General features: G+C 65.2%; 28 protein-coding genes. 15 read left to right on the top strand and 13 right to left on the bottom strand.

Translation table 11 applies throughout. The features are described 5' to 3' along the window. Positions 1-30 precede the first annotated feature (30 nt). The 5 genes from EPO50_RS25375 to EPO50_RS25355 all read left to right on the top strand — a co-directional run bounded on the left by EPO50_RS25375 (position 31) and on the right by EPO50_RS25355 (position 5,370). Positions 31-618, top strand: a complete 588-nt coding sequence (locus EPO50_RS25375; protein ID WP_296348774.1) for a hypothetical protein — start codon at positions 31-33, stop codon at positions 616-618. 8 nt (positions 619-626) lie between these two features. Beyond that, positions 627-2,216, top strand: coding sequence for a 2,3-bisphosphoglycerate-independent phosphoglycerate mutase (gene gpmI, locus EPO50_RS25370; RefSeq protein WP_296348808.1), 1,590 nt, complete (start codon positions 627-629; stop codon positions 2,214-2,216). 140 nt (positions 2,217-2,356) lie between these two features. After that, positions 2,357-3,766 (top strand): S41 family peptidase, encoded by a 1,410-nt coding sequence (locus tag EPO50_RS25365; RefSeq protein ID WP_296348772.1) that lies wholly within the window; start codon positions 2,357-2,359, stop codon positions 3,764-3,766. Positions 3,767-3,790: 24 nt separating this feature from the next. Then, positions 3,791-4,903 (top strand): divergent polysaccharide deacetylase family protein, encoded by a 1,113-nt coding sequence (locus tag EPO50_RS25360; protein WP_296348770.1) that lies wholly within the window; start codon positions 3,791-3,793, stop codon positions 4,901-4,903. Beyond that, positions 4,900-5,370 carry an RNA pyrophosphohydrolase gene (locus tag EPO50_RS25355; protein ID WP_367268062.1) on the top strand — a complete coding sequence of 157 codons (471 nt, stop codon included), beginning with the start codon at positions 4,900-4,902 and terminating at the stop codon, positions 5,368-5,370. The genes EPO50_RS25360 and EPO50_RS25355 overlap by 4 nt, the downstream gene beginning before the upstream one ends. A gap of 22 nt (positions 5,371-5,392) precedes the next feature. On the opposite strand, the gene EPO50_RS25350 is transcribed toward EPO50_RS25355, so the two are convergent. From EPO50_RS25350 to EPO50_RS25320, 7 genes are all read right to left on the bottom strand, one after another. Further along, positions 5,393-6,211, bottom strand: a complete 819-nt coding sequence (locus tag EPO50_RS25350; protein ID WP_296348767.1) for a ferritin-like domain-containing protein — start codon at positions 6,209-6,211, stop codon at positions 5,393-5,395. Between the two features lie 113 nt (positions 6,212-6,324). Next, positions 6,325-6,738 (bottom strand): ATP synthase F1 subunit epsilon, encoded by a 414-nt coding sequence (gene atpC / locus EPO50_RS25345; protein WP_296348765.1) that lies wholly within the window; start codon positions 6,736-6,738, stop codon positions 6,325-6,327. A gap of 4 nt (positions 6,739-6,742) precedes the next feature. Then, positions 6,743-8,167, bottom strand: a complete 1,425-nt coding sequence (atpD, locus tag EPO50_RS25340; RefSeq protein ID WP_296348763.1) for a F0F1 ATP synthase subunit beta — start codon at positions 8,165-8,167, stop codon at positions 6,743-6,745. 36 nt (positions 8,168-8,203) lie between these two features. Beyond that, positions 8,204-9,088 carry a F0F1 ATP synthase subunit gamma gene (locus tag EPO50_RS25335; protein ID WP_296348762.1) on the bottom strand — a complete coding sequence of 295 codons (885 nt, stop codon included), beginning with the start codon at positions 9,086-9,088 and terminating at the stop codon, positions 8,204-8,206. A gap of 15 nt (positions 9,089-9,103) precedes the next feature. After that, positions 9,104-10,630 (bottom strand): F0F1 ATP synthase subunit alpha, encoded by a 1,527-nt coding sequence (gene atpA / locus EPO50_RS25330; protein ID WP_296348760.1) that lies wholly within the window; start codon positions 10,628-10,630, stop codon positions 9,104-9,106. Continuing rightward, positions 10,631-11,194 carry a F0F1 ATP synthase subunit delta gene (locus EPO50_RS25325; protein WP_296348758.1) on the bottom strand — a complete coding sequence of 188 codons (564 nt, stop codon included), beginning with the start codon at positions 11,192-11,194 and terminating at the stop codon, positions 10,631-10,633. A 176-nt stretch (positions 11,195-11,370) separates the two neighbouring features. Then, entirely contained in the window at positions 11,371-13,638 is a 2,268-nt protein-coding gene (locus EPO50_RS25320) for a primosomal protein N' (RefSeq protein WP_296348757.1), read from the bottom strand. A gap of 13 nt (positions 13,639-13,651) precedes the next feature. On the opposite strand from EPO50_RS25320, the gene fsa reads away from it, so the two are divergent. From fsa to EPO50_RS25300, 4 genes are read left to right on the top strand one after another with little or no spacing between them, the layout of a single operon-like run. After that, the gene (fsa, locus tag EPO50_RS25315; protein WP_296348755.1) at positions 13,652-14,308 is read left to right on the top strand and encodes a fructose-6-phosphate aldolase; all 657 of its coding nucleotides are present in this window, start codon (positions 13,652-13,654) and stop codon (positions 14,306-14,308) included. A gap of 17 nt (positions 14,309-14,325) precedes the next feature. After that, on the top strand, positions 14,326-15,072 hold the full coding sequence (locus EPO50_RS25310) for a DUF484 family protein (protein ID WP_296348753.1): 747 nt from the start codon (positions 14,326-14,328) through the stop codon (positions 15,070-15,072). 7 nt (positions 15,073-15,079) lie between these two features. After that, positions 15,080-16,012 carry a tyrosine recombinase XerC gene (locus tag EPO50_RS25305; protein WP_296348752.1) on the top strand — a complete coding sequence of 311 codons (933 nt, stop codon included), beginning with the start codon at positions 15,080-15,082 and terminating at the stop codon, positions 16,010-16,012. 5 nt (positions 16,013-16,017) lie between these two features. Further along, entirely contained in the window at positions 16,018-16,710 is a 693-nt protein-coding gene (locus tag EPO50_RS25300) for an aspartate/glutamate racemase family protein (RefSeq protein ID WP_296348750.1), read from the top strand. A 3-nt stretch (positions 16,711-16,713) separates the two neighbouring features. Here EPO50_RS25300 and EPO50_RS25295 read toward each other — a convergent pair whose 3' ends face one another. The 5 genes from EPO50_RS25295 to EPO50_RS25275 form a co-directional block, all read right to left on the bottom strand. Then, a complete protein-coding gene (locus tag EPO50_RS25295) occupies positions 16,714-17,130 on the bottom strand; it encodes a GNAT family N-acetyltransferase (protein WP_296348749.1) in 417 nt (138 codons plus the stop codon). After that, on the bottom strand, positions 17,127-18,425 hold the full coding sequence (locus tag EPO50_RS25290; protein ID WP_296348747.1) for an APC family permease: 1,299 nt from the start codon (positions 18,423-18,425) through the stop codon (positions 17,127-17,129). Before EPO50_RS25290 ends, EPO50_RS25295 begins: the two co-directional genes overlap by 4 nt. Positions 18,426-18,524: 99 nt before the next feature. Further along, complete coding sequence (locus EPO50_RS25285) at positions 18,525-19,052, bottom strand: dihydrofolate reductase family protein (protein ID WP_296348745.1); 528 nt, start codon at positions 19,050-19,052, stop codon at positions 18,525-18,527. Between the two features lie 15 nt (positions 19,053-19,067). Further along, positions 19,068-19,913: a dienelactone hydrolase family protein gene (locus EPO50_RS25280; RefSeq protein ID WP_296348804.1), complete on the bottom strand. Its 846-nt coding sequence runs from the start codon at positions 19,911-19,913 to the stop codon at positions 19,068-19,070. Beyond that, entirely contained in the window at positions 19,913-20,341 is a 429-nt protein-coding gene (locus EPO50_RS25275; RefSeq protein WP_296348743.1) for an Rrf2 family transcriptional regulator, read from the bottom strand. Before EPO50_RS25275 ends, EPO50_RS25280 begins: the two co-directional genes overlap by 1 nt. Before the next feature lie 109 nt (positions 20,342-20,450). Between EPO50_RS25275 and EPO50_RS25270 the strand changes: the two genes are divergently transcribed. Genes EPO50_RS25270 through EPO50_RS25260 form a run of 3 tightly spaced genes read left to right on the top strand, consistent with a single transcriptional unit; the run spans position 20,451 to position 21,854 of the window. After that, positions 20,451-20,846 carry a group III truncated hemoglobin gene (locus EPO50_RS25270; protein WP_296348741.1) on the top strand — a complete coding sequence of 132 codons (396 nt, stop codon included), beginning with the start codon at positions 20,451-20,453 and terminating at the stop codon, positions 20,844-20,846. Positions 20,847-20,863: 17 nt separating this feature from the next. After that, positions 20,864-21,562 (top strand): alternative oxidase, encoded by a 699-nt coding sequence (locus EPO50_RS25265; protein WP_296348739.1) that lies wholly within the window; start codon positions 20,864-20,866, stop codon positions 21,560-21,562. Between the two features lie 13 nt (positions 21,563-21,575). Then, complete coding sequence (locus EPO50_RS25260; protein ID WP_296348737.1) at positions 21,576-21,854, top strand: DUF1971 domain-containing protein; 279 nt, start codon at positions 21,576-21,578, stop codon at positions 21,852-21,854. Between the two features lie 32 nt (positions 21,855-21,886). Here EPO50_RS25260 and EPO50_RS25255 read toward each other — a convergent pair whose 3' ends face one another. Beyond that, on the bottom strand, positions 21,887-23,638 hold the full coding sequence (locus EPO50_RS25255; protein WP_296348735.1) for a cation:proton antiporter: 1,752 nt from the start codon (positions 23,636-23,638) through the stop codon (positions 21,887-21,889). Positions 23,639-23,846: 208 nt separating this feature from the next. Here EPO50_RS25255 and EPO50_RS25250 point away from each other — a divergent pair, with 208 nt between their 5' ends. From EPO50_RS25250 to EPO50_RS25240, 3 genes are read left to right on the top strand one after another with little or no spacing between them, the layout of a single operon-like run. Continuing rightward, the gene (locus EPO50_RS25250) at positions 23,847-24,230 is read left to right on the top strand and encodes a hypothetical protein (protein ID WP_296348732.1); all 384 of its coding nucleotides are present in this window, start codon (positions 23,847-23,849) and stop codon (positions 24,228-24,230) included. Between the two features lie 49 nt (positions 24,231-24,279). Continuing rightward, entirely contained in the window at positions 24,280-24,786 is a 507-nt protein-coding gene (locus EPO50_RS25245; protein WP_296348730.1) for a sigma-70 family RNA polymerase sigma factor, read from the top strand. Then, positions 24,783-25,568 (top strand): anti-sigma factor, encoded by a 786-nt coding sequence (locus EPO50_RS25240; RefSeq protein ID WP_296348728.1) that lies wholly within the window; start codon positions 24,783-24,785, stop codon positions 25,566-25,568. Before EPO50_RS25245 ends, EPO50_RS25240 begins: the two co-directional genes overlap by 4 nt. The last annotated feature ends 3 nt before the right edge of the window (positions 25,569-25,571 follow it).

Here is a 25,571-nt window from a genome sequence, read left to right as displayed (position 1 = left end):
TGACGAAAAACCGGGGCTACATTGAAACCCATGCACGCATTCGCCCGGTGGCTTTTGGCCGCCTCCGCTTCCCTGCTCGTGGCCGCCGCTGCGACTTCCGCGATGGCGCAGTCGACGCCGGTCCAGAAGCCGGGCGTCAAGCCCGTGCGGTCGATCCCCTATGTCTCGATCACCGGCGATGACGGCAAGCAGCGCCATTACGAGACGAACGCCATCCCACTGCTGTTCAACCGCGCCTGCTTCGGTTGGCGCATGTATCTCGGCGGCCCCAATCGCGTCGTTTCTTTGAAGGAAGTGCTGACGACCTCGCAGCCTGCCGAGCAGGTGATCGCCGGTCCGGAGACCGAGGTCAGCGCCGACAAGACGCAAGCCACCACTCGTATGTTCGAGACAGTGCAGGACGGCGTGCTACAGCGCTCGTGGTGCATCATCCCGGGCGATCCACCGGGCACCTACACCTACGACATCACGATCGACGGCGAGCCGCGCGGCGAGTTCGTGTTCTGCGCCATCGAAGTGCCGGACCAGAATCCCAACACCGATCCGCGCGAACTCGCCTGCCCCAACAAGTTCAACGCCGTCGAGCGCGCCCAGCCGCACGGCCGGAAGGCATCGTAATGGCTGTCGTGTCCCGTCCGCGCCCCGCCCTGCTCTGCATCCTCGACGGCTGGGGCTACCGCCCGGACCGCGCCTACAACGCCATCCTGGATGCCAAGACTCCCAACTTCGATCGCATGATCGCGACCTGTCCGCAGGGCCTGATCGATGCGTCAGAAACGTTCGTCGGCCTGCCCAAGGGTCAGATGGGCAACTCCGAGGTCGGCCACATGAACCTAGGCGCGGGCCGGGTCGCCGTGCCCGATCTGCCGCGGATCGACAATGCGATCGAGGACGGCTCGCTGGCCAAGAATCCCATTCTGGCGGACGCAATCGCGACCCTGAAGAAGAACGGCGGCGCCTTCCACCTGATGGGGCTTGCCTCGCCGGGTGGCGTGCACGCGCATCAGGACCATCTCGTCTTCCTCGCCAACCTGATTGCCGGCCAGGGCGTGCCAGTCTGGATCCACGCCTTCCTCGATGGCCGCGACATGCCTCCGCGCAGCGCGCTGGAATGCCTGGAGCCGATCCAGGCTGGTCTCAAGGCTGGCCTGCCGATCAAGTTCGCCACGGTCGCGGGCCGCTTCTATCCGATGGATCGCGACAAGCGTTGGGAGCGCGTGACGCTCGCCTACGATGCGATGGTCGACGCCAAGGCCGATCAACGCGCTGCGACGCCGACGGCAGCCGTCGAGCAGGCCTATGCTGCGAAGCTCGACGACGAGTTCGTGCTGCCGACGGTGATCGATGGCTATGGCGGCATGAAGGATGGCGACGGCCTCCTGATGTTCAATTACCGCTCCGACCGTGCTCGCCAGATCCTGACGGCATTGCTCGATCCCCGCTTCGACGGCTTCAACCGTGCGCGCGTGGTGAAGTTCGCGACGGCGGTCGGCATGGTCGAGTATTCGGCGGCCCTCAGCCCCTTCCTGAAGACGCTGTTCCCACCTGAGATCATCAAGATGGGCCTGGGCGAAACGGTGTCACGCGCGGGACTGAAACAGCTTCGCATCGCCGAAACCGAGAAGTACGCCCACGTCACGTTCTTCTTCAATGGTGGCGAGGAGCGCGTGTTCGACGGCGAGGAGCGCATCCTGGTGCCCTCCCCCAAGGTCAAGACCTACGACCTCAAGCCCGAGATGAGCGCGCCGGAAGTGACCGACAAGCTCGTCGAGGCCATCGGCTCGGGCAAGTTCGACCTGATCGTGGTCAACTACGCCAACACCGACATGGTGGGCCATACGGGCGATCTCGCAGCGGCGACCAAGGCTGTCGAGGCCGTGGATACGAGCCTCGGGCGCCTCATGGAGGCGATCAAGGCTGCAGGCGGCGTGATGTTCGTCACCGCCGACCATGGCAACGCCGAGCAGATGTTCGACGAGCAATCGCACCAGAAGCACACCCAGCACACGTTAAATCGCGTGCCGGCTCTGCTGTTCAACGGCCCTGCCGGCGTTCATTCGCTGAGCGATGGCAAGCTCGCCGACGTTGCACCCACCCTGCTGGCTCTGATGGGCGTGCCGCAGCCCCAGGAAATGACCGGCCGGTCGCTTCTGTCGACCGCCGCACGGCCAGCGATCCTGACCGCACCGCGTCCTGCGGCCGCGGCTTCTGCCTGATTTGTGAACGGGGGCCCTCCGCTAACCGCGCCAGCGCCTTGATCCTGCCAAAGACCGCCCTGTATTCTCGATTCCGACGCTCGAAAACACCTCGGCCGTTGGGCCGAACGGCCTCCAGCGACCATCCTGAAAGCATGCACATGACCTTTCTGCGCTCCGCCTCCATTGCCGCCGCGACCCTGGCGTTCCTGGCCGGTCCAGCTCTCGCTCCTGCCTTCGCGCAAGACAAAGCCGACCCCAAGGCGGGTGCTGGCGACAAGAGCGAGCTCTACCAGCAGCTCAACCTGTTCGGTGATGTGCTGGAGCGCATCCGCCGCGACTATGTCGAACCGGTCGAAGAGAAGACGCTGATCGAGAATGCGATCAACGGCATGCTGACCGCGCTCGACCCGCACTCGAGCTACATGAACCCCAAGGCCTACAAGGACATGCAGGTCCAGACCAAGGGCGAGTTCGGCGGGCTCGGCATCGAAGTCACGATGGAGAACGGCGTCATCAAGGTCGTGTCGCCGATCGACGATACACCGGCGGCCAAGGCCGGCATCCAGGCGGGTGACCTGATCTTCGCGCTCGACGGCGAGCCCGTGCAGGGCCTGACCCTGCAGGAGGCGGTCGAAAAGATGCGCGGCAAGGTCGGCACGCCGATCAAGATCTCGATCCGCCGCGGCGGCAAGGATCCGTTCGACGTCTCGCTGACCCGCGAGATCATCAAGGTGAAGTCGGTACGCTACCGCCTCGAAGGAAACGACATCGGCTATATCCGTGTCACCTCCTTCACCGAGCAGACGACCTCGGGCGTGCTCGACGCCATCGAGAAGCTCAAGAAGGAAGCGGGCAACAAGCTCAAGGGCTACATCCTCGACCTGCGCAACAATCCGGGTGGCCTGCTCGACCAGGCGATCGCCCTGTCCGATGCCTTCCTCGACAAGGGCGAGATCGTCTCGGTCAAGGCGCGCAAGAGCGATGACGTCCAGCGTTGGAACGCCAAGCCTGGCGATGTCACCAACGGCCTGCCCATCGTCGTGCTGCTGAACGGCGGCTCGGCCTCGGCTTCGGAGATCGTGGCCGGCGCGCTGCAGGATCATCGCCGCGCGATCATCCTCGGCACGCGGTCCTTCGGTAAGGGCTCGGTCCAGACCATCATGCAGGTGACCGGCGGTGGCGCGATCCGCCTCACGACGGCGCTCTACTTCACGCCGTCGGGCCGTTCGATCCAGAAGGAAGGCATCAAGCCCGACATCGAGGTCGAGCCTGCCAAGATCGAGAACCTGCAGGCGCGCGGCGGCTTCCGCGAGGAAAACCTGCGCCGCTCGATCACCAATCCGAACGAAAAGCCTGCCGATGCGCCCAAGCCTGACGCCAAGGCCGCACCGAAGCCGGAAGCCACCAAGCCCGGCGACAGGAAGGACGAGAAGCCGGCCGCCAATCAGGCAACTCAGCCGCCGACCGATCCGGACGAGCCGCCGAAGGAGCAGGCTGCCGACTACCAGCTCCTGCGCGCGGCCGATCTGATCCGCGGCATCTCGCTCTACAGCGGTCGCGCCAACTAGAGCGCAGCCGCCGGAGTTGGGGTCGTGCCCGGCCCGACAAAAGCCGATGGCCGAGCGAACGGAAGAGATATCAGGCCGCAACGTAGCGGCCTGATCGCTGCTTATCTCCTGGTCGCCGTCGCTATTGCCGGTTCCGCCGCCCTGATCTTCGGCGACGTCACCGCAGCGGCGCCGCAGGTCGTCGAGAAAGCCGTTGCTGCGACGTCGCCGACGCCAGCACCGGCGCAGTCCCTCCCCTTGCCACTCCGTCCACCGCCGTCCGGTTTCCGCAGTCTCTCCCCCGCCGAGCTTACGGCGATGTCCGAGATTACGACCGACGGGCTTCGCCTGCCGCGCATTGCTCCCGATGGCTGGATGCCCTGGATCGCCAATGCCCGGCGCTTTGATCCGTCGGGCCCACGGGCCCGCATCGGCCTCTTGATGATCAACCTCGGCGCCAGCGAAGCGGCGATGAAACGCGCCATCGAGGAGCTTCCCGCCGAAGTGAGCCTGGCATTCCTGCCCGGCACGCCCGATCTGCCGCGCTGGCTTGCCCAGGCCCGTGCGTTCGGTCACGAGAGCTATCTGATGCTGCCGATCGAGGACCAAGGGGCCGGCGAGCGCGGCATTCGTGCCATCGATAGCAGCGCCGATACCGCGGAGAACCTTCGCCGTCTGCGATTGGCCCTGGCACGCGGCGCGGGCTATGTCGGCCTGGTGGTTTCCTCGCCGGGCCCTGTCACCCAATCCGAGACCATCCTGCGGCCGCTGGTGAAGGAAATGGCCGACCGCGGTCTAGGGCTGGTCGAGATCAACCCGGCGCCAGGGGCCGCCGCCGTCCAGCGGCTGACTGACGAACTTGGCGCAGGCTATGCCCGAAGCGCCGATGTGCTCGACTACAAGCTGGCGGGTGAGGGCGTGCTGGGAAATCTCGATCGACTGGCCGCCTGGGTGGCTCAGTCGCCCTCCGGTCGTTCGGCTCGGCACGCTTTCGGTGTCATGCAGCCCGATGACGAGACGATCGACGCCATCGTGACCTGGAGCAAGCGCCTGCGCGAACGGTCAACGATGTCGTTCGTGCCCCTCATTGGACATTTCGAATGTCGTGACGCCTGCATGGCGCGCTTGCAGGCCCAGCCGGCGCAGCTTCGCCCATGATGCTCGGCCGTCCCGAGGAATATCGCAAGAACGTCGGGCTGATGCTCATTGCGTCGGACCGGCGCGTGTTCGTCGGCTGCCGCGCCAACCAACCCGATGCCTGGCAGATGCCGCAAGGGGGCATCGACAAGGGCGAAAGCGCGGTCGAGGCCGCCTGTCGCGAGCTGCATGAGGAAGTCGGCACGACGAAAGCGCTGCTCCTGCGCGAAAGCCTGCGCTGGATCAGCTACGAGGTACCGGCAGAGCGGCGGCCGCCGTATTGGAAGGGCCGCTGGCGTGGCCAGGCGCAGAAGTGGTTTGCACTGGCGTTCACCGGCAGCGACGCGGACATCGACATCCACGCCCATGACAAGGAATTCGAATCGTGGCGCTGGATCGGTGCCCACGAACTCGCCGGGCTGATCGTGCCCTTCAAGCGCGCCGTCTACGACGCCGTGTTCGAGGAATTCGCCGACCTGATTTCGTGAGGGCTCGCCGTCGGCGAACCCGCTATGCGCCCTGGGCGGCGAGCTTGGCGGCGTTGCGGCGCAGGAACCACAGGCCAACCCGCGTCATCATACTGTTCAATCGGCCCTGCGGTTCGAGGCCGATGGCTTTCAGCACCATCGCCATGGCGCGTTGCACGTGGCTCGGCCGATAGAGCGGATAGGCCCGACGCGCATAGGCCTGCATGTTGCGCTTGCGATCATAGACGGCGCCAAGCGGCTCATTCGCCGCGAAGTAGGCATAGGCGAGTTCGTCGTCCTCGCTCTCGGCCAGACGCCCCCAGCCGATGCGCAACCGGGTCCAGCGGCTCAGCCTGTCACGCTGCAGGCAACGCCGCAGGTGCTCGTAGAAGAGCTTGTAGTGACGGAACTCGTCGGCGGCGATCTTCGCGCAGACCTGCTTCAGCACCGGCTCCTCGGTCGCGTCCTTGAGGGCGCTGTAATAGGAGCTGGTGCCGGTTTCGACGATGCAGCGGGCCATCATCTCGCCCGCCTGGCTGCCCCGCACCGAACTGCTGGCATCGAGCGGCAGCTTGTACCCTGTGCGGAATCGATCGAACGCCGCGTCGAAATCCCAGGAAGGGTCGGCGAGCTGGGCCCAGCGGCCGAGCGCCATGCCGTGCTGCACTTCCTCGACGACCCAATTGTTCACCGACTCGGTGAAGGCCGGATCGTCGGCGAAGACACGGCCAAGATAGATGCCGTAGTCACCACCGTTGCGCTCCACCAGGGCCGCGGCCTTGATGTTGCGCAGAATCTCGGGATCGACCTTCGACGCATCGAAGCGATCCCAGGCGATCGTCTCGAGAGTCCAGTTACTCATGGGCGCCAATCCTCGGCATCATGTCGCTGAAGCGTAATAAAGCGACGTTGGCCGCGGCTTTCAATGGCTAGGCCGTATACATCTCGACAGAAAATTACGCAGTGCCGCTGAAATCAGCGGCCCGCGTAATAGGCTTGAGCACGACGAAGGTCCCTGACGACAAGCAGACTCTTTTCGGCTGCCGCCTTTTCGGCGTCGGTTGCGGCATCCATGAGATCACGCTCCGCAGCACGTTCGCGCTCGGCGAGCTGCTCGGGCGTCACCTCCTCGAACAGCAGGGCTTCGTCGGCAAGCACCGTGCAACGCTCGGGCGTCACCTCGGCGAAGCCACCGGCCACCAGGAAGCGCTGCTCGACCTTGTTGCCCTGATAGACTTCCAGGACACCAGGGCGAACCGTCGAGATCAGCGGCGCATGGCCCGGCAGGACGCCGAAATCGCCTTCGCTGCCCGGGACGACAACCATGTCGGCCTCGGTCGCGAGCAACTCGCGCTCGGGCATCACCAGACGGAAGGAGACCTTGGCCATCTGCTTAGGCCGCCTCGGCCGCGAGCTTCTTGGCCTTGGCAACGGCCTCGTCGATCGTGCCGACCATGTAGAACGCCGCTTCCGGCAGGTCGTCGTACTCGCCGGCGACAATGGCCTTGAACGCCTTGATCGTGTCCTCAAGCTTCACGAACACGCCCGGCGTGCCGGTGAAGACTTCGGCGACGTGGAACGGCTGGCTGAGGAAGCGCTGCATCTTGCGGGCGCGCGACACGACCAGCTTGTCCTCTTCCGAGAGCTCGTCCATGCCCAGAATGGCGATGATGTCCTGCAGCGACTTGTACTGCTGCAGCACGCGCTGCACCGAACGGGCGACGTTGTAGTGCTCCTCGCCGACGACGCGCGGATCCAGCATGCGCGAGGTCGAGTCGAGCGGATCGACGGCCGGGAAGATCGCCTGCTCGGCGATCGAGCGGCTCAGCACCGTCGTCGCGTCCAAGTGGGCGAACGAGGTCGCCGGCGCCGGGTCGGTCAAGTCGTCGGCGGGCACGTAAATGGCCTGCACCGAGGTGATCGAACCCTTCTTGGTCGAGGTGATGCGCTCCTGCAGGGCGCCCATGTCGGTCGAGAGCGTCGGCTGATAACCCACCGCCGACGGGATACGGCCGAGCAGCGCCGACACTTCCGAGCCGGCCTGCGTGAAGCGGAAGATGTTGTCGACGAAGAACAGCACGTCCTGGCCTTCGGCATCGCGGAAGTACTCGGCGACGGTGAGGCCCGACAGCGCAACGCGGGCGCGGGCGCCCGGCGGCTCGTTCATCTGGCCGTACACCAGCGCGACCTTCGAGCCCGGACCGTCGAGCTTGATGACGCCGCCTTCGATCATCTCGTGATAGAGGTCGTTGCCCTCGCGGGTACGCTCGCCGACGCCGGCGAACACCGACACACCACCGTGCGCCTTCGCGACGTTGTTGATCAGCTCCATGATCGTCACGGTCTTGCCGACGCCGGCACCGCCGAACAGGCCGATCTTGCCGCCCTTGGCGTAGGGCGCCAGCAGGTCGATGACCTTGATGCCGGTGACCAGGATCTGCGCTTCCGTCGACTGCTCGACGAACTCGGGCGCCGAACGATGGATCGGGAGGGTGGTCTTGTTGCCGACCGCGCCGCGCTCGTCGACCGGCTCGCCGATGACGTTCAGGATGCGGCCCAGCGTCTCCGGACCGACCGGCATGGCAATCGGGGCGCCAGTGTCGGCTGCCTTCTCGCCGCGGACCAGACCGTCGGTCGTGTCCATCGCGATGGTACGGACTTCCGACTCACCCAGATGCTGAGCGACTTCCAGCACGATCAGGCGGCCATCGGCCTTCACGTGCAGCGCGTTCAGGATGTTCGGCAGCTCGCCGTCGAAGCGAACGTCGACGACCGCGCCCGTAATCTGGGTGATCGTGCCGATGTTGTTGGAGGCCATTGCGGATCCCTTTCCTTCGATTGCCTGGCAGCCGGCCTAGATGGCCTCGGCGCCCGAGATGATCTCGATGAGTTCCTTGGTGATCGAGGCCTGGCGCGAGCGGTTCATCTGCAGCGTCAGCTTCTTGATCACGTCGCCCGCGTTGCGCGAGGCGTTGTCCATTGCCGTCATCTGCGAGCCGTAGAAGCTCGCGGAGTTTTCCAGCAGCACGCGGAAGATCTGGACGGCGAGATTGCGCGGCAGCAGGTCGGCCAGGATCTCGCCCTCGTCAGGCTCGAACTCGTAGATGGCACCACCCGCAGCGGCAGGCGCGGCCGTCGAGGCCTCGGGCGCCGGCGGCGGAATGAGCTGCTGTGTCGTGACGATCTGAGTCATCGCCGACTTGAAGCGGTTGAAGACGACCGAAGCGACGTCGAATTCGCCGGCGTCGAACATCTCCATCACGCGGGTCGCGATCTGCTGGGCATCGCCGAAGGACAGCCGCGGACGGCCGAGATCAGTCATCGTCTCGACGATCATCGAACCGAAATCGCGGCGGAGTTGGTCACGACCCTTGCGGCCGACGCAGAAGATCTTGACCGTCTTGCCTTCCGCCACGAGCGCGCGGATGTTGCGACGCGCCTCGCGCACGATCGTGCTGTTGAAGCCGCCACACAGGCCGCGATCGCCTGTGGTGACGATCAGCAGATGGACCTTGTCGGAGCCAGTGCCGGCCAGCAGGCGCGGGCCGGTGCCACTCTTGAAGCTCGCTCCCAGCGACGCCAGGATCTTGTCCATGGCTTCGGCATAGGGACGGGCCGCCGTGGCCTGCTCCTGAGCGCGCCGCAGCTTGGCGGCTGCGACCATCTTCATGGCCTTGGTGATCTTCTGCGTCGACTGGACGCTTCGGATCCTCAGGCGGAAGGTTTTGAGGCTGGGCATCGAAACCTTCGGGTGTTAGGCGAACTTCTTGACGAAATCGCCGAGGAACGCCTTCAGCTTGTCGTCGGTCTCCTTGACGATCTCGCGCTTCTCGCGGATCGACGCCAGGATCGAGCCTTCGGCGCGCACGGCATCGAGCATCTGACGCTCGAAGTCGTTGATGCGGGCGATCGGCAGGCTGTCGAGGAAGCCGCGGGTGCCGGCGTAGAGCGATATGACCTGCTCCTCGACCGGCATCGGCACGAACTGGCCCTGCTTCAAGAGCTCGGTCAGGCGCTGACCGCGGGCCAGCAGGCGCTGCGTCGAGGCATCGAGGTCCGAGGCGAACTGGGCGAAGGCCGCCATTTCACGATACTGCGCCAGCTCGAGCTTGATGGTGCCGGCGACCTGCTTCATCGCCTTGATCTGCGCGGCCGAACCGACGCGGCTCACCGACAGACCGACGTTAATGGCGGGGCGGATGCCCTGATAGAAGAGTTCGGTCTCGAGGAAGATCTGACCGTCGGTGATCGAGATCACGTTGGTCGGGATGTAGGCCGACACGTCGCCGGCCTGCGTCTCGATGACCGGCAGCGCCGTCAGCGAGCCCGAGCCGTTCTTCTCGTTCAGCTTGGCGGCGCGCTCCAGCAGGCGCGAGTGGAGATAGAACACGTCGCCGGGATAGGCTTCGCGGCCCGGCGGGCGGCGCAGCAGCAGCGACATCTGGCGGTAGGCGACGGCCTGCTTGGAAAGATCGTCGTACACGATCACGGCATGCATGCCGTTGTCGCGGAAGAACTCACCCATGGCGCAGCCGGTATAGGGCGCGAGGAACTGCATGGGCGCCGGATCGGACGCCGTGGCGGCAACGACGATGGAATATTCCATCGCGCCGTTGTCCTCGAGTGTCTTCACGATCTGGGCGACGGTCGAGCGCTTCTGGCCGACGGCGACATAGACGCAGTAGAGCTTGCGGCTCTCGTCGGTGCCCTTGTTGATCGGCTTCTGGTTCAGGAAGGTGTCGATGGCGACGGCGGTCTTGCCGGTCTGGCGGTCACCGATGATCAGCTCGCGCTGGCCGCGTCCAATCGGCACCAGCGAGTCGACGGCCTTGAGGCCGGTCTGCATCGGCTCGTTCACCGACTTGCGCGGAATGATGCCGGGAGCCTTGAGCTCGACCAGGCGGCGCTCGGTGCTCTGGATCGGGCCCTTGCCGTCGATCGGGTTGCCGAGGCCATCGACCACGCGGCCGAGCAGGCCCTTGCCGACCGGCACGTCGACGATGGTGCCGGTACGCTTGACCGTGTCGCCTTCGCGGATGGTGCGGTCTTCGCCGAAGATCACGACGCCAACATTGTCGCGCTCAAGGTTCAGCGCCATGCCCTTGATGCCGCCGGGGAACTCGACCATCTCGCCGGCCTTGACGCTGTCGAGGCCGTAGACACGGGCGATACCGTCACCGACGGAGAGGACCTGGCCGACCTCGGCCACTTCGGCCTCGGTGCCGAAGTTGGCGATCTGCTGCTTCAGAATGGCCGAAATTTCGGCGGCACGGATATCCATTTAGGCAACTCCCTTCATGGCAAGCTGCAAGCGCTGCAGCTTGCTTCGGATGGACGAATCGAACAGGCGCGAGCCGACCTTCACGACGAGACCGCCGAGAATGTCGGGTTCGACGCGCGCGTCGATAGAAACCTTGGCGCTGCCCAGCACGGAGCGCAGCGCGGCGCTCAACTGCTCGACCTGGGCAGGGGTCAGCGGAACGGCAGACGTGACGGCGGCCGTGGTCTCGCCGCGGCGTGCGGCAAGCTCGGCCAGGAAGGCCGAGGCCATCGCCGGCAGCTCACGGGCGCGGCCATTGGCGGCCACAGCGCCGACAAAATTACGCGTCAGACCGGAAATGCCCGCGGCATCCAGCACGGCCAGCAGCGCCTTGCCCTGCAGGTCGCGACCAATGACCGGGCTCGCGATCAGGCGGGCGAGGTCGGCACTTTCGCCAACCATCGCGCGAAATGAGGTGAGATCCTGAGCGACCTGATCGAGCGACTTGGCATTGTCCGCCAGCTCAAAAAGGGCGCTGGCATAGCGTCCGGCAACGCCGGTCGTGGCGGAGGATGCGGTAGACACGTCGAAAACCTCTCCCCTGCCGTGGGTCTCACGGCCGGCAAGCCATTGAATTCACTCACTTTTCACCAGTAGAACGCCCCGCTCCACCCTGGAAAAGCGCGCGTTGCTACCATGCGGTTTTTCCCGGCGCAAGGTTAGCAAGGCGCTGTATTACCGCGGTTTTTCGGCGCGATCTGTCACAGGAAGGAATAGGGATCGACGTCGACCTGCAGACGAACTGAACCGGGAAGCCCAATCCTTTCCAGCCAGGCGTGCAGGATGGGCTGCACGGCGACATCGCGGGAGGTCTTAAGCAGGAACCGTCGCCGGTGCCGCCCACGCAGCAGGGCCAGCGGCGCCGTCGAGGGTCCAAGCACCGTAATCCCCTCCCGATGCGGCGCCCCACGAGCCAGCGCTGCACAGACATTGTCGACGGCGGCAGGATCGGGGCCTGAAATGATCAACGAGGCCAGCCGGCCGTAAGGCGGCATGCCCGCGACCTCGCGATCTGCCAGCTCGACTTCAACGAAACGGTCACGATCGCCCGAGACGAGCGCCTGCATGACCGCATGTTCGGGATTGTGCGTCTGGATCAGCGCCCGGCCTGGCCTGCCCTCGCGGCCGGCGCGGCCTGCGACCTGATAGAGGAGCTGGAAGGTCCGCTCGGCCGCGCGCAGATCGCCGCCATTCAAACCGAGATCGGCATCGATTACCGCAACGAGAGTCAGATTCGGAAAGTGATGGCCCTTCGCGGCCATCTGCGTGCCGATGAGAATGTCGATCTCGCCGTTGATCATGCGATCGACGGCGGCCTCCGCTTCGTCGCGGTTCATCAAACTGTCAGAGGTGAACAGTTCCAGCCGCGCCTCGGGAAAGAGCTCCTGTGCCTCCTCGGCCAGACGTTCGACACCCGGACCGCAGGCCACGAACTGATCGACCGCGCCGCAATGCTTGCAGGAATGCGCTGGTGCTTCGGTGTGACCGCAATGATGACAGACCAGACTGCGTCGAAAACGATGCTCGACCAGCCACGCCGAACATTGCGGGCATTCGAGTCCATGGCCGCAGGCGCGGCAGAGCGTAATCGGCGCATAACCACGACGATTGAGAAAGAGCAGTGTCTGCTCGCCGGCCGCCAGGGCGGTCTTCATCGCTTCCACCACCGGCGGCGACAGCCAGCGGCCGCGCGCCGGCGGATCACGCCTCATATCGACCGCGGACAGAGTCGCGAGCTGATGGCCACCGTGCCGGCCTGGCAGGTGTACCTCGCCGTAGCGGCCTGTCTTCACATTGACGACGCTCTCCAGCGAAGGTGTCGCCGAGGCCAGCACCACGGGCGCCGAAGCGAGCCGGGCGCGCACGACCGCCATATCGCGGGCGTTGTAGACGACGCCCTCGTCTTGCTTGAAGGAGCCGTCATGCTCCTCGTCGACCACGATCAGGCCAAGATTGGCGAACGGCAGAAAGAGCGCGGAGCGTGCGCCAACCACGACGCCTACCCTGCCCTCGGCGATGGCACGCCAAGTTTCGCGGCGCTCCAGGCTGGTGAGGCCCGAATGCCAGGGCGCCGGCGGCGCGCCGAAACGATCTTCGAAGCGTCGCAACCACTGCGCGGTCAACGCGATCTCGGGCAGCAGCACCAGCACCTGCCGCCCCGCTGCGAGAGCCGCCGCGATCGCCTCGAAATAGACTTCGGTCTTGCCCGCGCCCGGTACGCCATCGAGCAGCATCGCCGAGAAGGCATGCGCCTTTACCTTCTCGACCAACCCATCGGCTGCAGTTTTCTGGGCCGGCGACAGGATCGGGCCGTCGCGCATCCCGTCAGGCTGCGGAAAGGAGCGACGCACGACGCGCTCCACCGCTTCGAGCAGGCCGACCGACGCCATGGTCTTCACGACCGAAGTGCCGACACCTGCAAGATGCGCGAGCTCCGCCGCCGGCATCGCCGGCCCATCCTTCAACTGATCGAGAACGCGGCGGCGTGCGGCGGTGAGTTTCAACGCGGCATCGTCCGACTGTTCGGCGGCGCGATAGACCAGCTCGGTCTTTGGCGCCTCCAGCGCCGACGGTGCGCTCATGGCCATGCGCAGCACCGCCCCCGGCGGCATCAAGGTGTAGGCCGATACCCAGTCGACGAAACGGCGCATCGCATCGGCCATCGGCAGTGCCGGCAGCACGCCAATGACATCGCGCAGCTTCGCCTGCGGCACTTCGCCGGTGCCCGCACCCCAGACCACGCCGACCATCTCACGCTTGCCAAGTGGCACGACCACGAAATGGCCGGGAACGAGATGCATTTCTGCCGGCACGCGATAATCGTACGCATCGGCCAAAGGCAGTGGCAGCAGGACCTTGACGGTGTTTTCCACCGTTTCGGGACGCAGCCGTGCAGCCGCCTCGGCTTGTAGCTCCGAGGCGGAATCGCTAGAAATTGTGGCAGCAGGTGAGTCCGAACTACTGGCCATTGGGGTATTTTATATGAAGTTCTTCGTCGATACCGCCGATGTTGCCGAGATCAAGGATTTGGCCGCTTCCGGCCTGCTCGACGGTGTCACCACCAATCCCTCGCTGATCATGAAGGCCGGCCGGCCAATGCTCGACGTGATCAAGGAGATCTGCGCGATCGTTCCCGGCCCGGTCAGCGCCGAGACGGTGGCGACCGATCACAAGACCATGCTCGAGGAAGGCCGCAAACTCGCCAAGCTCGCCAAGAACGTCGCGGTCAAAGTGCCGCTGACGCCGGACGGCCTGAAGACCTGCAAGGCGCTGACTTCCGAAGGCACGATGGTGAATGTCACCCTCTGCTTCTCTCCGGCGCAGGCACTGCTGGCAGCCAAGGCTGGCGCTACCTTCATCTCGCCCTTCGTCGGACGTCTCGACGATATCGGCCACGACGGCATGCACCTCATCGGCGAGATCATGACGATCTATCGCCAGTATCCGCACTTCAAGACCGAGGTGCTGGTCGCCTCGGTACGCCACCCGCAGCACGTCGTCCAGGCCGCCAAGCTCGGCGCCCAGGTCGCAACGTTGCCGCCCAACGTGCTGCGCCAGCTCTTCAAGCACGTGCTGACCGACAATGGACTGAAGGCCTTCCTCGACGACTGGGCCAAGACCGGCCAGTCGATCCTCTGACCCGGAGACGGGCGTTCATGGACAAGAAAAAAGAGGCAGACGACGGTACCGTAATGGCCCCCGACGGTTCCGGCCGTCAGATAAAGCTCATCACTGCCGACGATGTCGTGGCCTATCTCAAGGCCCACCCCGACTTCTTCGAGAAGCATGCCGAGCTGGGCAGTGAGATGGGCGTTGCGCCGCGGGTCCAGGGACCGGGCGTCATCGACATGCAACAGGCGATCCTGAAGCGCCTACGCAGCGAGATCGACCGGCTGAAAACCGAACGCACCGAGATCATCGCCAATTCCAAGCAGAACCAGATCGTCCAGAACCGCATCCAGGCGGCGGTGATCAGCATCATCCAGGCGACGACCTTCGAGAAGATGATCCACGTTGTCACGCACGAGCTGCCGGAATTGCTCGACGTCGACTTCATCACCATGGCGATCGAAGCCAATGCCGATGCGCCCAAGCGCGTTCCCGTCCGTGGCGTCTATGTGTTGGCGCCCGGCGCCATCGATGCCGCGATCGGACCGGACAAGCATGCCCGCCTGCGCTCCGATATCGTGGGCGAGGATGCCTTCTTCGGCGAGGTCTCGCGCTTCGTGAAGTCCGACGTGCTGATGCGGCTCCGCGTTTCTTCGGGCTCGCCCGACGGCGTCATGTGCTTCGGTGCGCGCGATCCGGAAGCCTTCGGTCCGGAGATGTCGACCGAACTCCTGTTCTTCCTTGCCAAGGTGCTTGAAAACACCATCCGCGCCTGGCTCGACCTGCCCGAGTGACCTCAACATGAGCGTCGCCGAGGCGCAGAGCGCGTGGCACGACTGGCTGCAAAGCGAACGCCGCTTCTCGGCCCACACGCTCACCGCCTACCAGCATGATGTGGCGACCTTCCTCGGCTTCATGACGAGCTATCTCGGCGCTGAGCCCACGCTCGATGCCCTCGGCAAGTTGAAACCCGCCGAGTTCCGCGCCTGGCTGGCCGAACGCGGCCGACAGGGCCTGGCGCGCACGTCGACGGCGCGGGCCTTCGCCTCGGTGCGCTCGTTCTTTCGTTTCCTCGACAAGAACGGACTGGCCCACAATGCCAGCATCGCGTCGATCCAGACGCCCAAGTTGCCGCGGTCCGTCCCGAAGGCGCTCAGCGAACGCGACATGGAAGACCTGCTCGATGCCGAGTCCGATCGCGAGCGGGCGCCGTGGCTCGACCTGCGCGACACGGCCGTATTGATCCTGCTCTACGGCGCCGGCCTGCGTATCGGTGAAGCGCTCGCCCTCACCAAGGCAGAGGTCGATGAGCTGCTGAAGAGCGGCAACGACACGCTCGCCATCACCGGCAAGGGCAACAAGACACGGATGGTGCTGCTGCTGCCTCAGGCGCTGCAGGCACTGAAAGCCTATCGCGACGCCTGCCCCTGGCTCGCGGCCGCCAGGCCCGGCGACAGGGTCTTCGTCGGCGCCCGCGGCGGCGCGCTCGATCCCGCCATCGTGCAGAAGCGCGTGCGCGAGATCCGCCGCGGCCTGGGTCTTGCCGAGAGCGTGACGCCGCATGCGCTGCGCCACTCCTTCGCGACCCACCTTTTGGGCGCCGGCGGCGATCTACGCGCGATCCAGGAGCTGCTGGGACACGCCTCGCTCTCGACGACGCAGCGCTACACCGACGTCGACGCCGCCCGCCTCGCCACCGTCTATCGAAACGCCCATCCACGCGCCAAGGGCTGAAAGCCATGCCACAGCACATCGGAATCGTCGCCTGTTCGGCCGAAGGCGCCGCGCTTTGCTACAAGACGATCTGCGTCGAGGGAGCCCGCTTTCTCGGACCACACGTCCATCCGGAAGTCTCGTTGCACACGCATTCGCTGGCCGCCTATGTCGAGTGCCTCGACCGCGGCGATCGGAAAGGTGTGGCCGAGCTGATGCTTTCCTCGGCGCACAAGCTTGCCAAGGCTGGCGCCGACTTCCTGATCTGCCCCGACAATACGATCCACCAGGCAATGCCGCATGTGTTGCCACAGTCGCCGCTGCCCTGGCTGCACATCGCCGAGGTGGTCGCGGAGGAAGCCGTGGCGCGCGGCTTCAAGCGGCTGGGCATCACCGGCACGCGCTGGCTGATCGACAGCGAGGTCTATCCCGAGAAGCTCACCGCGCGCGGTCTCGGCTATCTGCGTCCAACCGATGCCGAGCGTGACGAAACCAACGGGATCATCATGGACGAGCTGGTGCGCAGCATCTTCACGCCACAGGCGGTCGCCGCCTATCAGCGGGTCATGGACCGCATGAAGGCCGGGGGCTGCGATGCCGTCGTTCTCGGTTGCACGGAAATCCCGCTGATCATGAACGACGGCAACTCGCCCTTGCCGACCCTCGATTCGACGCGCCTGCTGGCGACGGCCGCGCTGAAGCGCGCGACGCAAGCCTGACGGTCAGAGCGATTTCTGAAAGATGATCTGGCCGTCGTCCTGGCGGCCGGTCTCTTCCCATCCGTTGGTGCGATAGAAACGTTCTGCCCGCGTGCCGGCCCCTGTCGTCAGTTTCGCGACCGTGAAGCCTGCGGCCCGTAGATCCTCACAAGCCTTCGGCAACAGCGCCCGCCCGATGCCACGGCTTTCATAATCGGGATAGATGAAGAGGCCGAAGATCGTGCCGTCGCGAGAATCGGCGACGGCGAAGCCCTGTACCGCGCTATCCTCGTCCCAGACCCAGAAGCTGCCATTGGCAAAGATCCAGTCGGTAACCTGATCGACCTTGGCTTCGGAAGAACGGCTCAGGCGGTTCTCCCGGACGGCGTGGCGCACCTCATAGATTCGTGGCCGATCGGCGAGCGTTGCCTTGCGAATCATAGTGAAGTCCGTCGTCGGCGTTGCACCAGCCACTCTATCCCGAAGCTGCCAGCGATGGCGATCAGGGCGAGGCCAACGACGATCGGCTGGGTTTGCAAAAGGCTGACCGTGAAGGCACCGAGCGTGAGCACCATCAGTGCGGCACCGAGCAGGATCAGGCTTCGCCGTCCCCCGACCTGGGCATGCAGTCGCCAGTGCGCCCGGAAGATCGCGAGATAGGAAATCAGGAACGTGGCGCCCGCGACTTGCGCGATGGCACCGAGGTCGAAGAGATTCACCAGGACCAGGATCGCACCGGTCGCCCAGACCAGGCCATGCGTCCCCTGCCCCCAGGTCGCGCGACCGAAGGCGGCCGGCAGTTGCCCCTTGGCGGCAAGACCACGAGAGACTTCGAGGGCGGAGAAGATGCAGGCATTGATGGCGGATGCCGTCGCAAACAGCGCGCCGCCCGCGACGATGACGAAGCCTGCCTGCCCCAGCACCGGCCGCGCCGCCTGGGCGACAGCCGTGTCAGCATAGCGCGCCAGTTCGGCCGGCGAGATGCTGCCCAGAACGACGATCGCCAAGCCGATGTAGAGGACGATCACCAGTCCGATCGCAAGGTAGATGGCCCGCGGAATCGTCACCTCGGGATTGGCGACATGCCCGGCGGCATTCGTCATCATGCCATAGCCTGCATAGGCAAAGAACGTCAGGCCGACGCTGGCGAGTAGCGTTCCCAACCCCACGGTCGGCCCGGCGATCAGCAAGGCAGGATCGATCGCCGGCACCCCCGCTATCATCAGGACCGCCAGAATGACGAGCTTGGCGATGACCAGCAGCTCTTCGAGGCGGCCGACCGCACCCGAGCCCACCATGTTCGCCGCCACGAGGGCGATCACGATGGCCGATGCGAAGAAGCTCTTCACCCAGGGCGACGACGTATCGCCCAGGAGCAGCCGGTCGGCATAGGCGCCGAAGGTCTTGGCGATCATCGCAATCGCGATGATCGAGGTGACGAGATAGAGGACCGACAATCCACCCGCCACGACCCGAGACGGGTAGGCGCGATCGAAGTAGTCCATGATGCCGGCCGAGCTGGGAAAGCGGGCAGCGAGACGAGCATAGGAGTAGCCGGACAGCAGCGCGATGATGCCGCCGATGGCAAACGACAGGTAGACGTCGCTGCCGGCCATCAGGGCGGCCTGGCCGAGCAGAGCGAAGATGCCCGCGCCGACCATCGAACCTATGCCGAGCGCCGCGACGCCCCACAGGCGCATGGCGCCGTGTTTGGCAGGTGTCGCGATATCGGTCACGAGGCTGCCCTCAGCAGCCTGCGGCCCATCGACTTGTCCATCGTTTGTCCCCCGGCGGGACCTTACACAATCGCCGCCGGGAACAACACGACAGCTCGTTCACGGCGTACGTCGGTAGACGACATGCAGCGCGCCGCCGCTGCGCGGTTCGCACGCTACCAGTTCGAGCTTGAGTTCGGGCGTGCCGGGCGGGATCAGGGGTATGCCGTCACCCAATACGATCGGCAGGATCGCCATCTCGAAGACATCGAGCTTGCCGGCTGCGATCATGCTGCGGATCACCTGGCCGCCGCCTTCGACCCAGACGGTCCCGTAGCCGCGCGCTTCCAGCTCCGCCGCAACGACACTCAAGTCACCCGACCGGGCCTCGACGCCGGGAGGCGCATTGTCCAGCGGTCGGTTGGTCATGACGATGGTCGGTTTGCCGGGGCGGGGCCAATCGCCGAAGCCGCGCACGATATCGTAGGTGTCACGTCCCATCAGGATGGCGTCGACCTTTTCCAGGAAAGCGTCGATGCCAAATTCCTGCGGTGGATACGGCTCCAGCCAGTCGAACGACCCATCGGCCCGAGCGATCTTGCCGTCGAGCGATATCGCGATATGGCACTGCCAGATCGTCTTCTCCATCGACCAAACTCCGGATCAGGGCGCGAGGTGCTTGGCCAGAAAGACCCGCACATCGGCCACGAACTGCTTCCAGGCCGGCTCGTGCGCGCCGTAGTGCGCGCCGCAGCAACCACCCGGCTTGCTGCGATTGCCGACACCGTCGAGATAGCGCACCGGCAGTCCGAGCGCATCGAAACTGTGATGCGCGCCCTCGTATATTTTCGTTTCGATCAAGTCCTTGCCGCGCGAGACCCGATTGATCACGGCCTGGCATCGCGGCACTGGAGTCCAGTCATCCAGCGCACCCATGGCGAAGAGTGTTGGCTGGCGCACGGCGAGGCGCGGCCCCAGCGCGTCGGCTAAAGCGCAATCGGGATAGACCAGCACGACCGCACGAGCTGCCGATGGCGATGCGGGCGCATCAGGCTGGCCCGACAGGGCGCGCAGCATCGCGACGCCACCGCCATAGGAATAGCCCATGTATCCCAACCGCTTCGGATCGACGCCCGGTTGCCTCGCCAGCCAGGCGAGCGCTGCGTCGATGTCCGGTGCCCGCGCCTCTGCGTCGGCCTGCGTCGGCCAGTTGCGGCCGCAAATGTCCTTCAATCCACGTGCCGAGAAACTGTCGACCACGAGAGCGGCGTAGCCCCAGGAGGCGAGCAACGCCGCCATGCGCGACGTGTTCTGCCCCGGTCCACCGCAGCCGTGGAAGATCGCGACGGCCGGCAGCGGCGTTGCGACATTGGCTGGACGGAAGAGTTGCGCGGCGAGCTGCACGGTGCGGCCGCCCTGCTCGACGGGAACGCGAACATTCTGCTGCGCCTCGGCCGCGAGGGAGGCGAGCAACAGGATTGCCGACAGCGCAGCGCAGACAAGACGCATCACGAGGCCAACTGGATCTCGAACAGACGCATGAGCTTCGACCTCTTCTTCAGCAGGTCGGCCAGCGTATAGCGATCGAGGACGGCCATGAAGGCCGCAAGTGCTTCGTCCAGCGCACCGGTGAGTCCACAGGCGGGCGCAATGACGCAGGTGCTGCACTCCACCAGTTCAAATCCTTCTTCCGTCTGGCGCACGACGTCGCCGACGTTGATCTCCTCGGCCGGCTTTGCGAGGCGGATGCCGCCGAAGCGGCCACGCACGCCCTCGACATAGCCGGCCTTCCCAAGATCGTGGGCGACCTTCATCAGGTGGTTCTGCGAGATGCCGTAGGCACGTGCGATCTCGGAAATGGAGCAGACCTTTTCAGGCTGGGCCCCGAGATAGAGCAGCACCCGCATCGCATAATCGGTGTAGCGCGTCAGCCGCATACGACCTCCGGAGGGCTCAATTCAGATCGGGAAGATAATACATGTATTTCGTTGACATGTTTAGCCAAGGATAATACATGTACTTCAGATACATGATTGGAGCCGTCACATGGACAGCATCGAAGGTATCGACGAAGAAGGCCTCGCCCGGCTGGTCGGGCGCTTCTATGCCAAGGTTCGCGCCGATGAGCTGATCGGCCCGGTTTTCAACGACGCCATCGACGACTGGCCGGAGCATCTGGAGAAGCTCGCGGCCTTCTGGTCTTCCCTGATGCTGACCACCGGCCGCTACAAGGGCATGCCGATGGCCGCTCACCTGAAGCATCGCGCCCGCCTGACGCCGGCCATGTTCGAGCGCTGGCTCGGCCTGTGGCGCGAGACGACCGCGGAAGAAATGCCACCGCAGGCGGCCGCCGCCATGCAGGCCAAAGCCAATCGCATCGCCGAGAGCTTCAAGCTGGCGTTGATGCTGAAGCTCGATCCTGCCCCCGTTCCTGCCGCTTGATCCGAAGGAGAGGCAACATGTTACGCACCGCGCAGATCCCGGCCGTCGACCTCGACGTCCATCACAAGGCCAAGGGTGTGTCCGACCGCATCGCGCTCGGGTTCACCAAGGTCCTGCGCTTCTGTGCCGACACGTTCTTCGCCAAGCGCTACGGCCATCGTGCGGTAGTGCTGGAGACGGTCGCGGCCGTGCCCGGTATGGTGGGCGCCACGCTCACCCATCTGAAGTGCCTGCGCCGCATGACCGACGACAATGGTTGGATCCGCACGCTCATGGAGGAAGCCGAGAATGAGCGGATGCACCTCATGACGTTCATCCATGTCGCCAAGCCGACCCTGTTCGAACGCTGCGTCATCCTCGGCGCCCAGTGGGTGTTCTATCTTGCCTTCTTCGCTCTCTATCTCGTGAGCCCCAGGACCGCCCATCGCGTCGTCGGCTACTTCGAGGAAGAGGCGGTGATCAGCTACACCTACTACCTGAAGGAACTGGACGAAGGTCGCTCTCCCAACCTGCCGGCGCCAGCGATTGCCCGGCACTACTGGAAGCTTCCGGAAGACGCGACCCTGCGTGATGTCGTACTCGTGGTCCGGGCCGACGAAGCCCACCACCGCGACGTGAATCACGGCTTCGCCAGCGAGCTGGCAGGTCTGGAAGTCGCGGATCGGAAGGTAGCCCCCTACCCCGAGCATGCCGACGACATCCGGGTCGCCGCCTGAAGGAGAGTCAGCCGTGCCAACACCCTATCGCTCAACCCCGGTGTTCGACGAGAACACGCTCCCCGCCGCCTTGCGCGGGGAGCACCGGACGAAGGCCGGCGTCTGGGGTGTGATCGATGTGATCGAGGGGAAGGTGAAATTCACCCGGTCCGATCGGGCCGATGCAACGACCCTCGAACCCGGCAAACCCGGCCTCATCCTGCCCGAGCAGCCCCACTTCGTGGAGCCGCTCGGACCGATGCGCATGCAGGTCCACTTCTACGACCAGCCACCCGATATCAGCGAAATCTGAACAAGGTCCGTCCGCGAGGACGGACCTTTCGTCTATGAGCCCTTCGTTCCCGCCTCGGCCTCCGCTGTCGGCGCGAGGTTCATCTCGCGACGTTGCTCGGCAATCTCCGCAACAGCAGCGCGGACGGCGGGATGGCGCGCCATGAACTGGTTGAAGTCGCGGCGGTCGAGCACCAGGAACTGGCAGAAATCGACGGCAACCACGTCGGCCGTACGCCGCTCGCCGCTCAGCAACGCCATTTCGCCGAAGTAGGACCCGGCATCGAGCCGGATAGTGCGGCCGTTGACTGCCACTTCGACGGCGCCGGACGAGATGAAATACATGCCGTCCGCACGGTCACCGCGACGGATCACCCGTTCGCCGGGCGCGGCCGACTTCGGCCGGAACATCAGCAGCAACGCTTCCTGATCCTGCCGCTCTACGAGCGACAGGACGGGAAACTGTTCCAGGAGGCTGTGCAGCTTCAGATCGTGCGCCTTCGTACGCTCCTCGCTGCGGGCCCGGATGCGGTCAAGTTCATGGCTCAGCGCCTCGTAGTGCGGCTGACCGAAGAATGCGGTGCCGGCCGGCTGAGCAAGTTGCACGCGGCGCTGCAACTCGGAAATGAGTGCGAAGACGAGCGGGTTGAGCATGATCGAGAACAGCGCACCCGCCACGACCAGATCCCGGCCCTCACCCGGCACCAGGCCCGTCGAGATGCCGAGCGCGATCAGAATGAAGGAAAATTCACCGATCTGCGCCAGGCTGGCTGATACCATCAGCCCAGTACCGATCGGAAAGCGCAGCAGCATGATGATGCCGAAGGCGATCAGCGACTTGCCGATGACGATCACCGCCAGCACGCCCAACACCGCCTCGGGACGGCGGATGAGGATGGCCGGATCGAACAGCATGCCGACCGATACGAAGAACAGCACCGAGAACGCGTCCTGCAGCGGCAGCGAGTCGGCCGCCGCCTTGTGGCTGAAGGACGATTCGCTCAACACCACGCCGGCGAAGAATGCCCCCAGCGCAAAAGAGACGCCGAAGACGTGGGCCGAGCCGTAGGCGATGCCGAGTGCGATCGCGAGGACCGACAGCGTGAAGAGTTCGCGCGAGCCCGTACGAGCGACGCGGGCGAGGATCCACGGCACCACTTTCGGACCAAGCAACATAGCGAGGACAGCAAAGGCCGCGACCTTGGCCAGCGTGACGGCGAGCTCCAGCAGGAGCGGCATGTCGGTCGAACCTGCACCGTGACCTTCGACCGGCTTGCCGCCCAGAATCTCGGCGAAGGCCGGCAGCAGCACCAGCGCCAGCACCATCGCCAGGTCCTCGACGATCAGCCAGCCGACCGCGACACGGCCGTTGGGACTGTTGACGAGGTTGCGCTCCTCCAGCGCCTTCAGGAGCACAACGGTGCTGGCCACCGAGAGACTCAATCCCACGACGAGGCCGGTGCCGAGGCTCCAACCCCACAGCCAGCACATGCCCATGCCCAGCAAGGTCGCCAGGACGATCTGGCCGATGGCACCGGGTATGGCGATCCCGCGCACGGCCAACAGGTCCGATGCAGAAAAATGCAGGCCGACGCCGAACATCAACAGGATGACGCCGACCTCAGCGAGCTGGGCCGAAAGTCCGGCATCTGCGACAAAGCCGGGCGTGTAAGGGCCGATGAGGATGCCGGCAAAGAGGTAACCGACCAGCGGCGGGAGACGTAGCCGGTCGGCGATGTAGCCAAAGGTGAATGCAAGCACGAAGCCAATGGCGATCGTGGAGATGAGGGTGACTTCGTGATGCACCTGTGGGTCCCGTCTGTTGTGAGAGGTGGCCCAGGAGACGGACCGCCCATCAGATTTAGCGCGGCCCCAACCCCCATGTCACTACATGTGCAGTGACACTTCCTGGTCACGCAAACGCAGTGCCAGGAAATATTTCCTGTCCGCGGGAATAGATCGTCGGCTGCAGCGTCTCTCTCCTGCAGCTCAACATCTGCATGGGAGACCTGGAATGCTGAAGTCGATCCTGTCCACCGCCGCCCTCCTGGCGGTTTTCGCCGCCGGCAGCGCTCTCGCCGCCGAGCCCGCCACCACGACCCCGCCGACCATGAAGGACGGCATGTTCGTCACGGCCAAGGGCATGACCCTCTACACGTTCGACAAGGACACCGCCGGCAAGTCGGTGTGCAATGGCCCGTGCGCGACCAACTGGCCGCCGGCATTGGTGGCTGACGGTGCCAAGGCCACGGGCGACTGGACGATCATCACCCGTGACGACGGGCTGAAGCAGTGGGCCTATAAGGGCAAGCCGCTCTACGCGTTCGCCAAGGACACCAAGGCGGGCGACAAGACGGGCGATGGCTTCCTCAACGGCGCCTGGCACATCGCGAAGTAATCATGTCGCCTTCCCCCTCCACCCCGTATGACAGTGGAGGGGGTTTGTGATGGCGGATGCGGAGGCCCTGCTCGAACCGCTGATCCCGGCGTTGCGTCGTTACGCCTATGCGTTGGTGCGCAACCACGATGCTGCCGACGATCTGGTGCAAGACACGCTGGAGCGTGCCCTGTCGCGTTGGACCTTGCGCCGTCCCGACGGCGACCTGCGCGCCTGGCTGTTCACCATCCTGCGCAATCTGCACGTCTCGGCCGAACGCCAGCGGCAGCGCCGCGGGCCGCATCTCGATCTCGACACGACATCTCCGCCTGGCGCCGCCGCGACGCAGGAAGCGGGCCTCGAAATGCAGGACGTGCTGGCCGCTCTCGACCAGCTTCCGGAGGAACAGAAGTCGCTTCTGCTCCTGGTCGGTGTCGAGGACCTTTCCTACGACGATGCCGCGCGCGTGCTGGGCGTGCCGCCGGGCACGGTGATGTCGCGGCTGTCGCGCGGACGGCAAAGGCTGCGCTCGATTCTGGAGACGGGGCGGGCCACGCTGCTTCGGAGAGTAAAATGACCGGCAATGAATTTCCCATCAGCGAGGACGACCTGCAGGCCTTCGTCGATGATCGCCTCGATGACACCCGGCGAGCTGCGTTGCAGACGCATCTGGTCGCGCATCCCGAACTCGCCGACCGGATCGCTGCCGAGCGACGCCACCGCGCCCTGCTGCGTGGCCAGCTCGAGGCGAAGTTTGCGGAACCTGTGCCGGCGCGATTGCGCGTCGCCAATCTCCGCGCGGCGCGACGCGGTAGCCGGATCGTCTCGATGCGGTCCATCGCGGCGGCGCTGACGATCTTCGTGGTCGGTGCAATGGCCGGATGGTTCGCCAACAGCATGACGCCGGCGTCCCGCGCGCCCGCGCCCACGACCAGTGTCGCGCAAAGTGCGACGGCAGCCTTCCGCACCTTCGTGGTCGAAGTCGCCCATCCGGTCGAAGTCGGCGTGCAGCAGGAAGCGCATTTGCTGCAGTGGCTCTCCAAGCGCCTGGGCCGCAAGCTCGCCGCACCCGACCTGCAGCCCTTTGGTTACAGGCTGATGGGCGGGCGGCTTCTGCCCGGCGGCAGTGGCGCGGCGGCGCAACTCATGTACGACGATGCGAGCGGCCGGCGCCTCACGATCTACGTGCGTGCGGCGGACGGCACCGAGACGGCTTTCCGCTTCCAGCAGGAAGGTGAAGCGGCGACCTTCGCCTGGATCGACCAGGGGTTCGGCTTTGCCGTGACGGCGGTGGCGACGCGCGAGGAACTGCTGCCGATCGCGGAAGCCGTGTATCGCGGGTTCGAGGGGAAGAGCTGATCC

Source organism: Reyranella sp., from assembly GCF_004297405.1.
In the GTDB taxonomy this organism is placed as follows: Bacteria; Pseudomonadota; Alphaproteobacteria; order Reyranellales; family Reyranellaceae; genus Reyranella.
This window is presented reverse-complemented; position numbering and strand designations above follow the sequence as displayed.

Coding starts and splice junctions, on each gene's coding strand:
- EPO50_RS25375 (WP_296348774.1), top strand. CDS start 31: ATGCACGCATTCGCCCGGTGGCTTTTGGCCGCCTCCGCTTCCCTGCTC.
- EPO50_RS25365 (WP_296348772.1), top strand. CDS start 2,357: ATGACCTTTCTGCGCTCCGCCTCCATTGCCGCCGCGACCCTGGCGTTC.
- EPO50_RS25355 (WP_367268062.1), top strand. CDS start 4,900: ATGATGCTCGGCCGTCCCGAGGAATATCGCAAGAACGTCGGGCTGATG.
- EPO50_RS25350 (WP_296348767.1), bottom strand. CDS start 6,211: ATGAGTAACTGGACTCTCGAGACGATCGCCTGGGATCGCTTCGATGCG.
- atpC (WP_296348765.1), bottom strand. CDS start 6,738: ATGGCCAAGGTCTCCTTCCGTCTGGTGATGCCCGAGCGCGAGTTGCTC.
- atpD (WP_296348763.1), bottom strand. CDS start 8,167: ATGGCCTCCAACAACATCGGCACGATCACCCAGATTACGGGCGCGGTC.
- EPO50_RS25335 (WP_296348762.1), bottom strand. CDS start 9,088: ATGCCCAGCCTCAAAACCTTCCGCCTGAGGATCCGAAGCGTCCAGTCG.
- atpA (WP_296348760.1), bottom strand. CDS start 10,630: ATGGATATCCGTGCCGCCGAAATTTCGGCCATTCTGAAGCAGCAGATC.
- EPO50_RS25320 (WP_296348757.1), bottom strand. CDS start 13,638: ATGGCCAGTAGTTCGGACTCACCTGCTGCCACAATTTCTAGCGATTCC.
- fsa (WP_296348755.1), top strand. CDS start 13,652: ATGAAGTTCTTCGTCGATACCGCCGATGTTGCCGAGATCAAGGATTTG.
- EPO50_RS25310 (WP_296348753.1), top strand. CDS start 14,326: ATGGACAAGAAAAAAGAGGCAGACGACGGTACCGTAATGGCCCCCGAC.
- EPO50_RS25305 (WP_296348752.1), top strand. CDS start 15,080: ATGAGCGTCGCCGAGGCGCAGAGCGCGTGGCACGACTGGCTGCAAAGC.
- EPO50_RS25300 (WP_296348750.1), top strand. CDS start 16,018: ATGCCACAGCACATCGGAATCGTCGCCTGTTCGGCCGAAGGCGCCGCG.
- EPO50_RS25295 (WP_296348749.1), bottom strand. CDS start 17,130: ATGATTCGCAAGGCAACGCTCGCCGATCGGCCACGAATCTATGAGGTG.
- EPO50_RS25285 (WP_296348745.1), bottom strand. CDS start 19,052: ATGGAGAAGACGATCTGGCAGTGCCATATCGCGATATCGCTCGACGGC.
- EPO50_RS25280 (WP_296348804.1), bottom strand. CDS start 19,913: ATGCGTCTTGTCTGCGCTGCGCTGTCGGCAATCCTGTTGCTCGCCTCC.
- EPO50_RS25275 (WP_296348743.1), bottom strand. CDS start 20,341: ATGCGGCTGACGCGCTACACCGATTATGCGATGCGGGTGCTGCTCTAT.
- EPO50_RS25270 (WP_296348741.1), top strand. CDS start 20,451: ATGGACAGCATCGAAGGTATCGACGAAGAAGGCCTCGCCCGGCTGGTC.
- EPO50_RS25265 (WP_296348739.1), top strand. CDS start 20,864: ATGTTACGCACCGCGCAGATCCCGGCCGTCGACCTCGACGTCCATCAC.
- EPO50_RS25250 (WP_296348732.1), top strand. CDS start 23,847: ATGCTGAAGTCGATCCTGTCCACCGCCGCCCTCCTGGCGGTTTTCGCC.
- EPO50_RS25245 (WP_296348730.1), top strand. CDS start 24,280: ATGGCGGATGCGGAGGCCCTGCTCGAACCGCTGATCCCGGCGTTGCGT.
- EPO50_RS25240 (WP_296348728.1), top strand. CDS start 24,783: ATGACCGGCAATGAATTTCCCATCAGCGAGGACGACCTGCAGGCCTTC.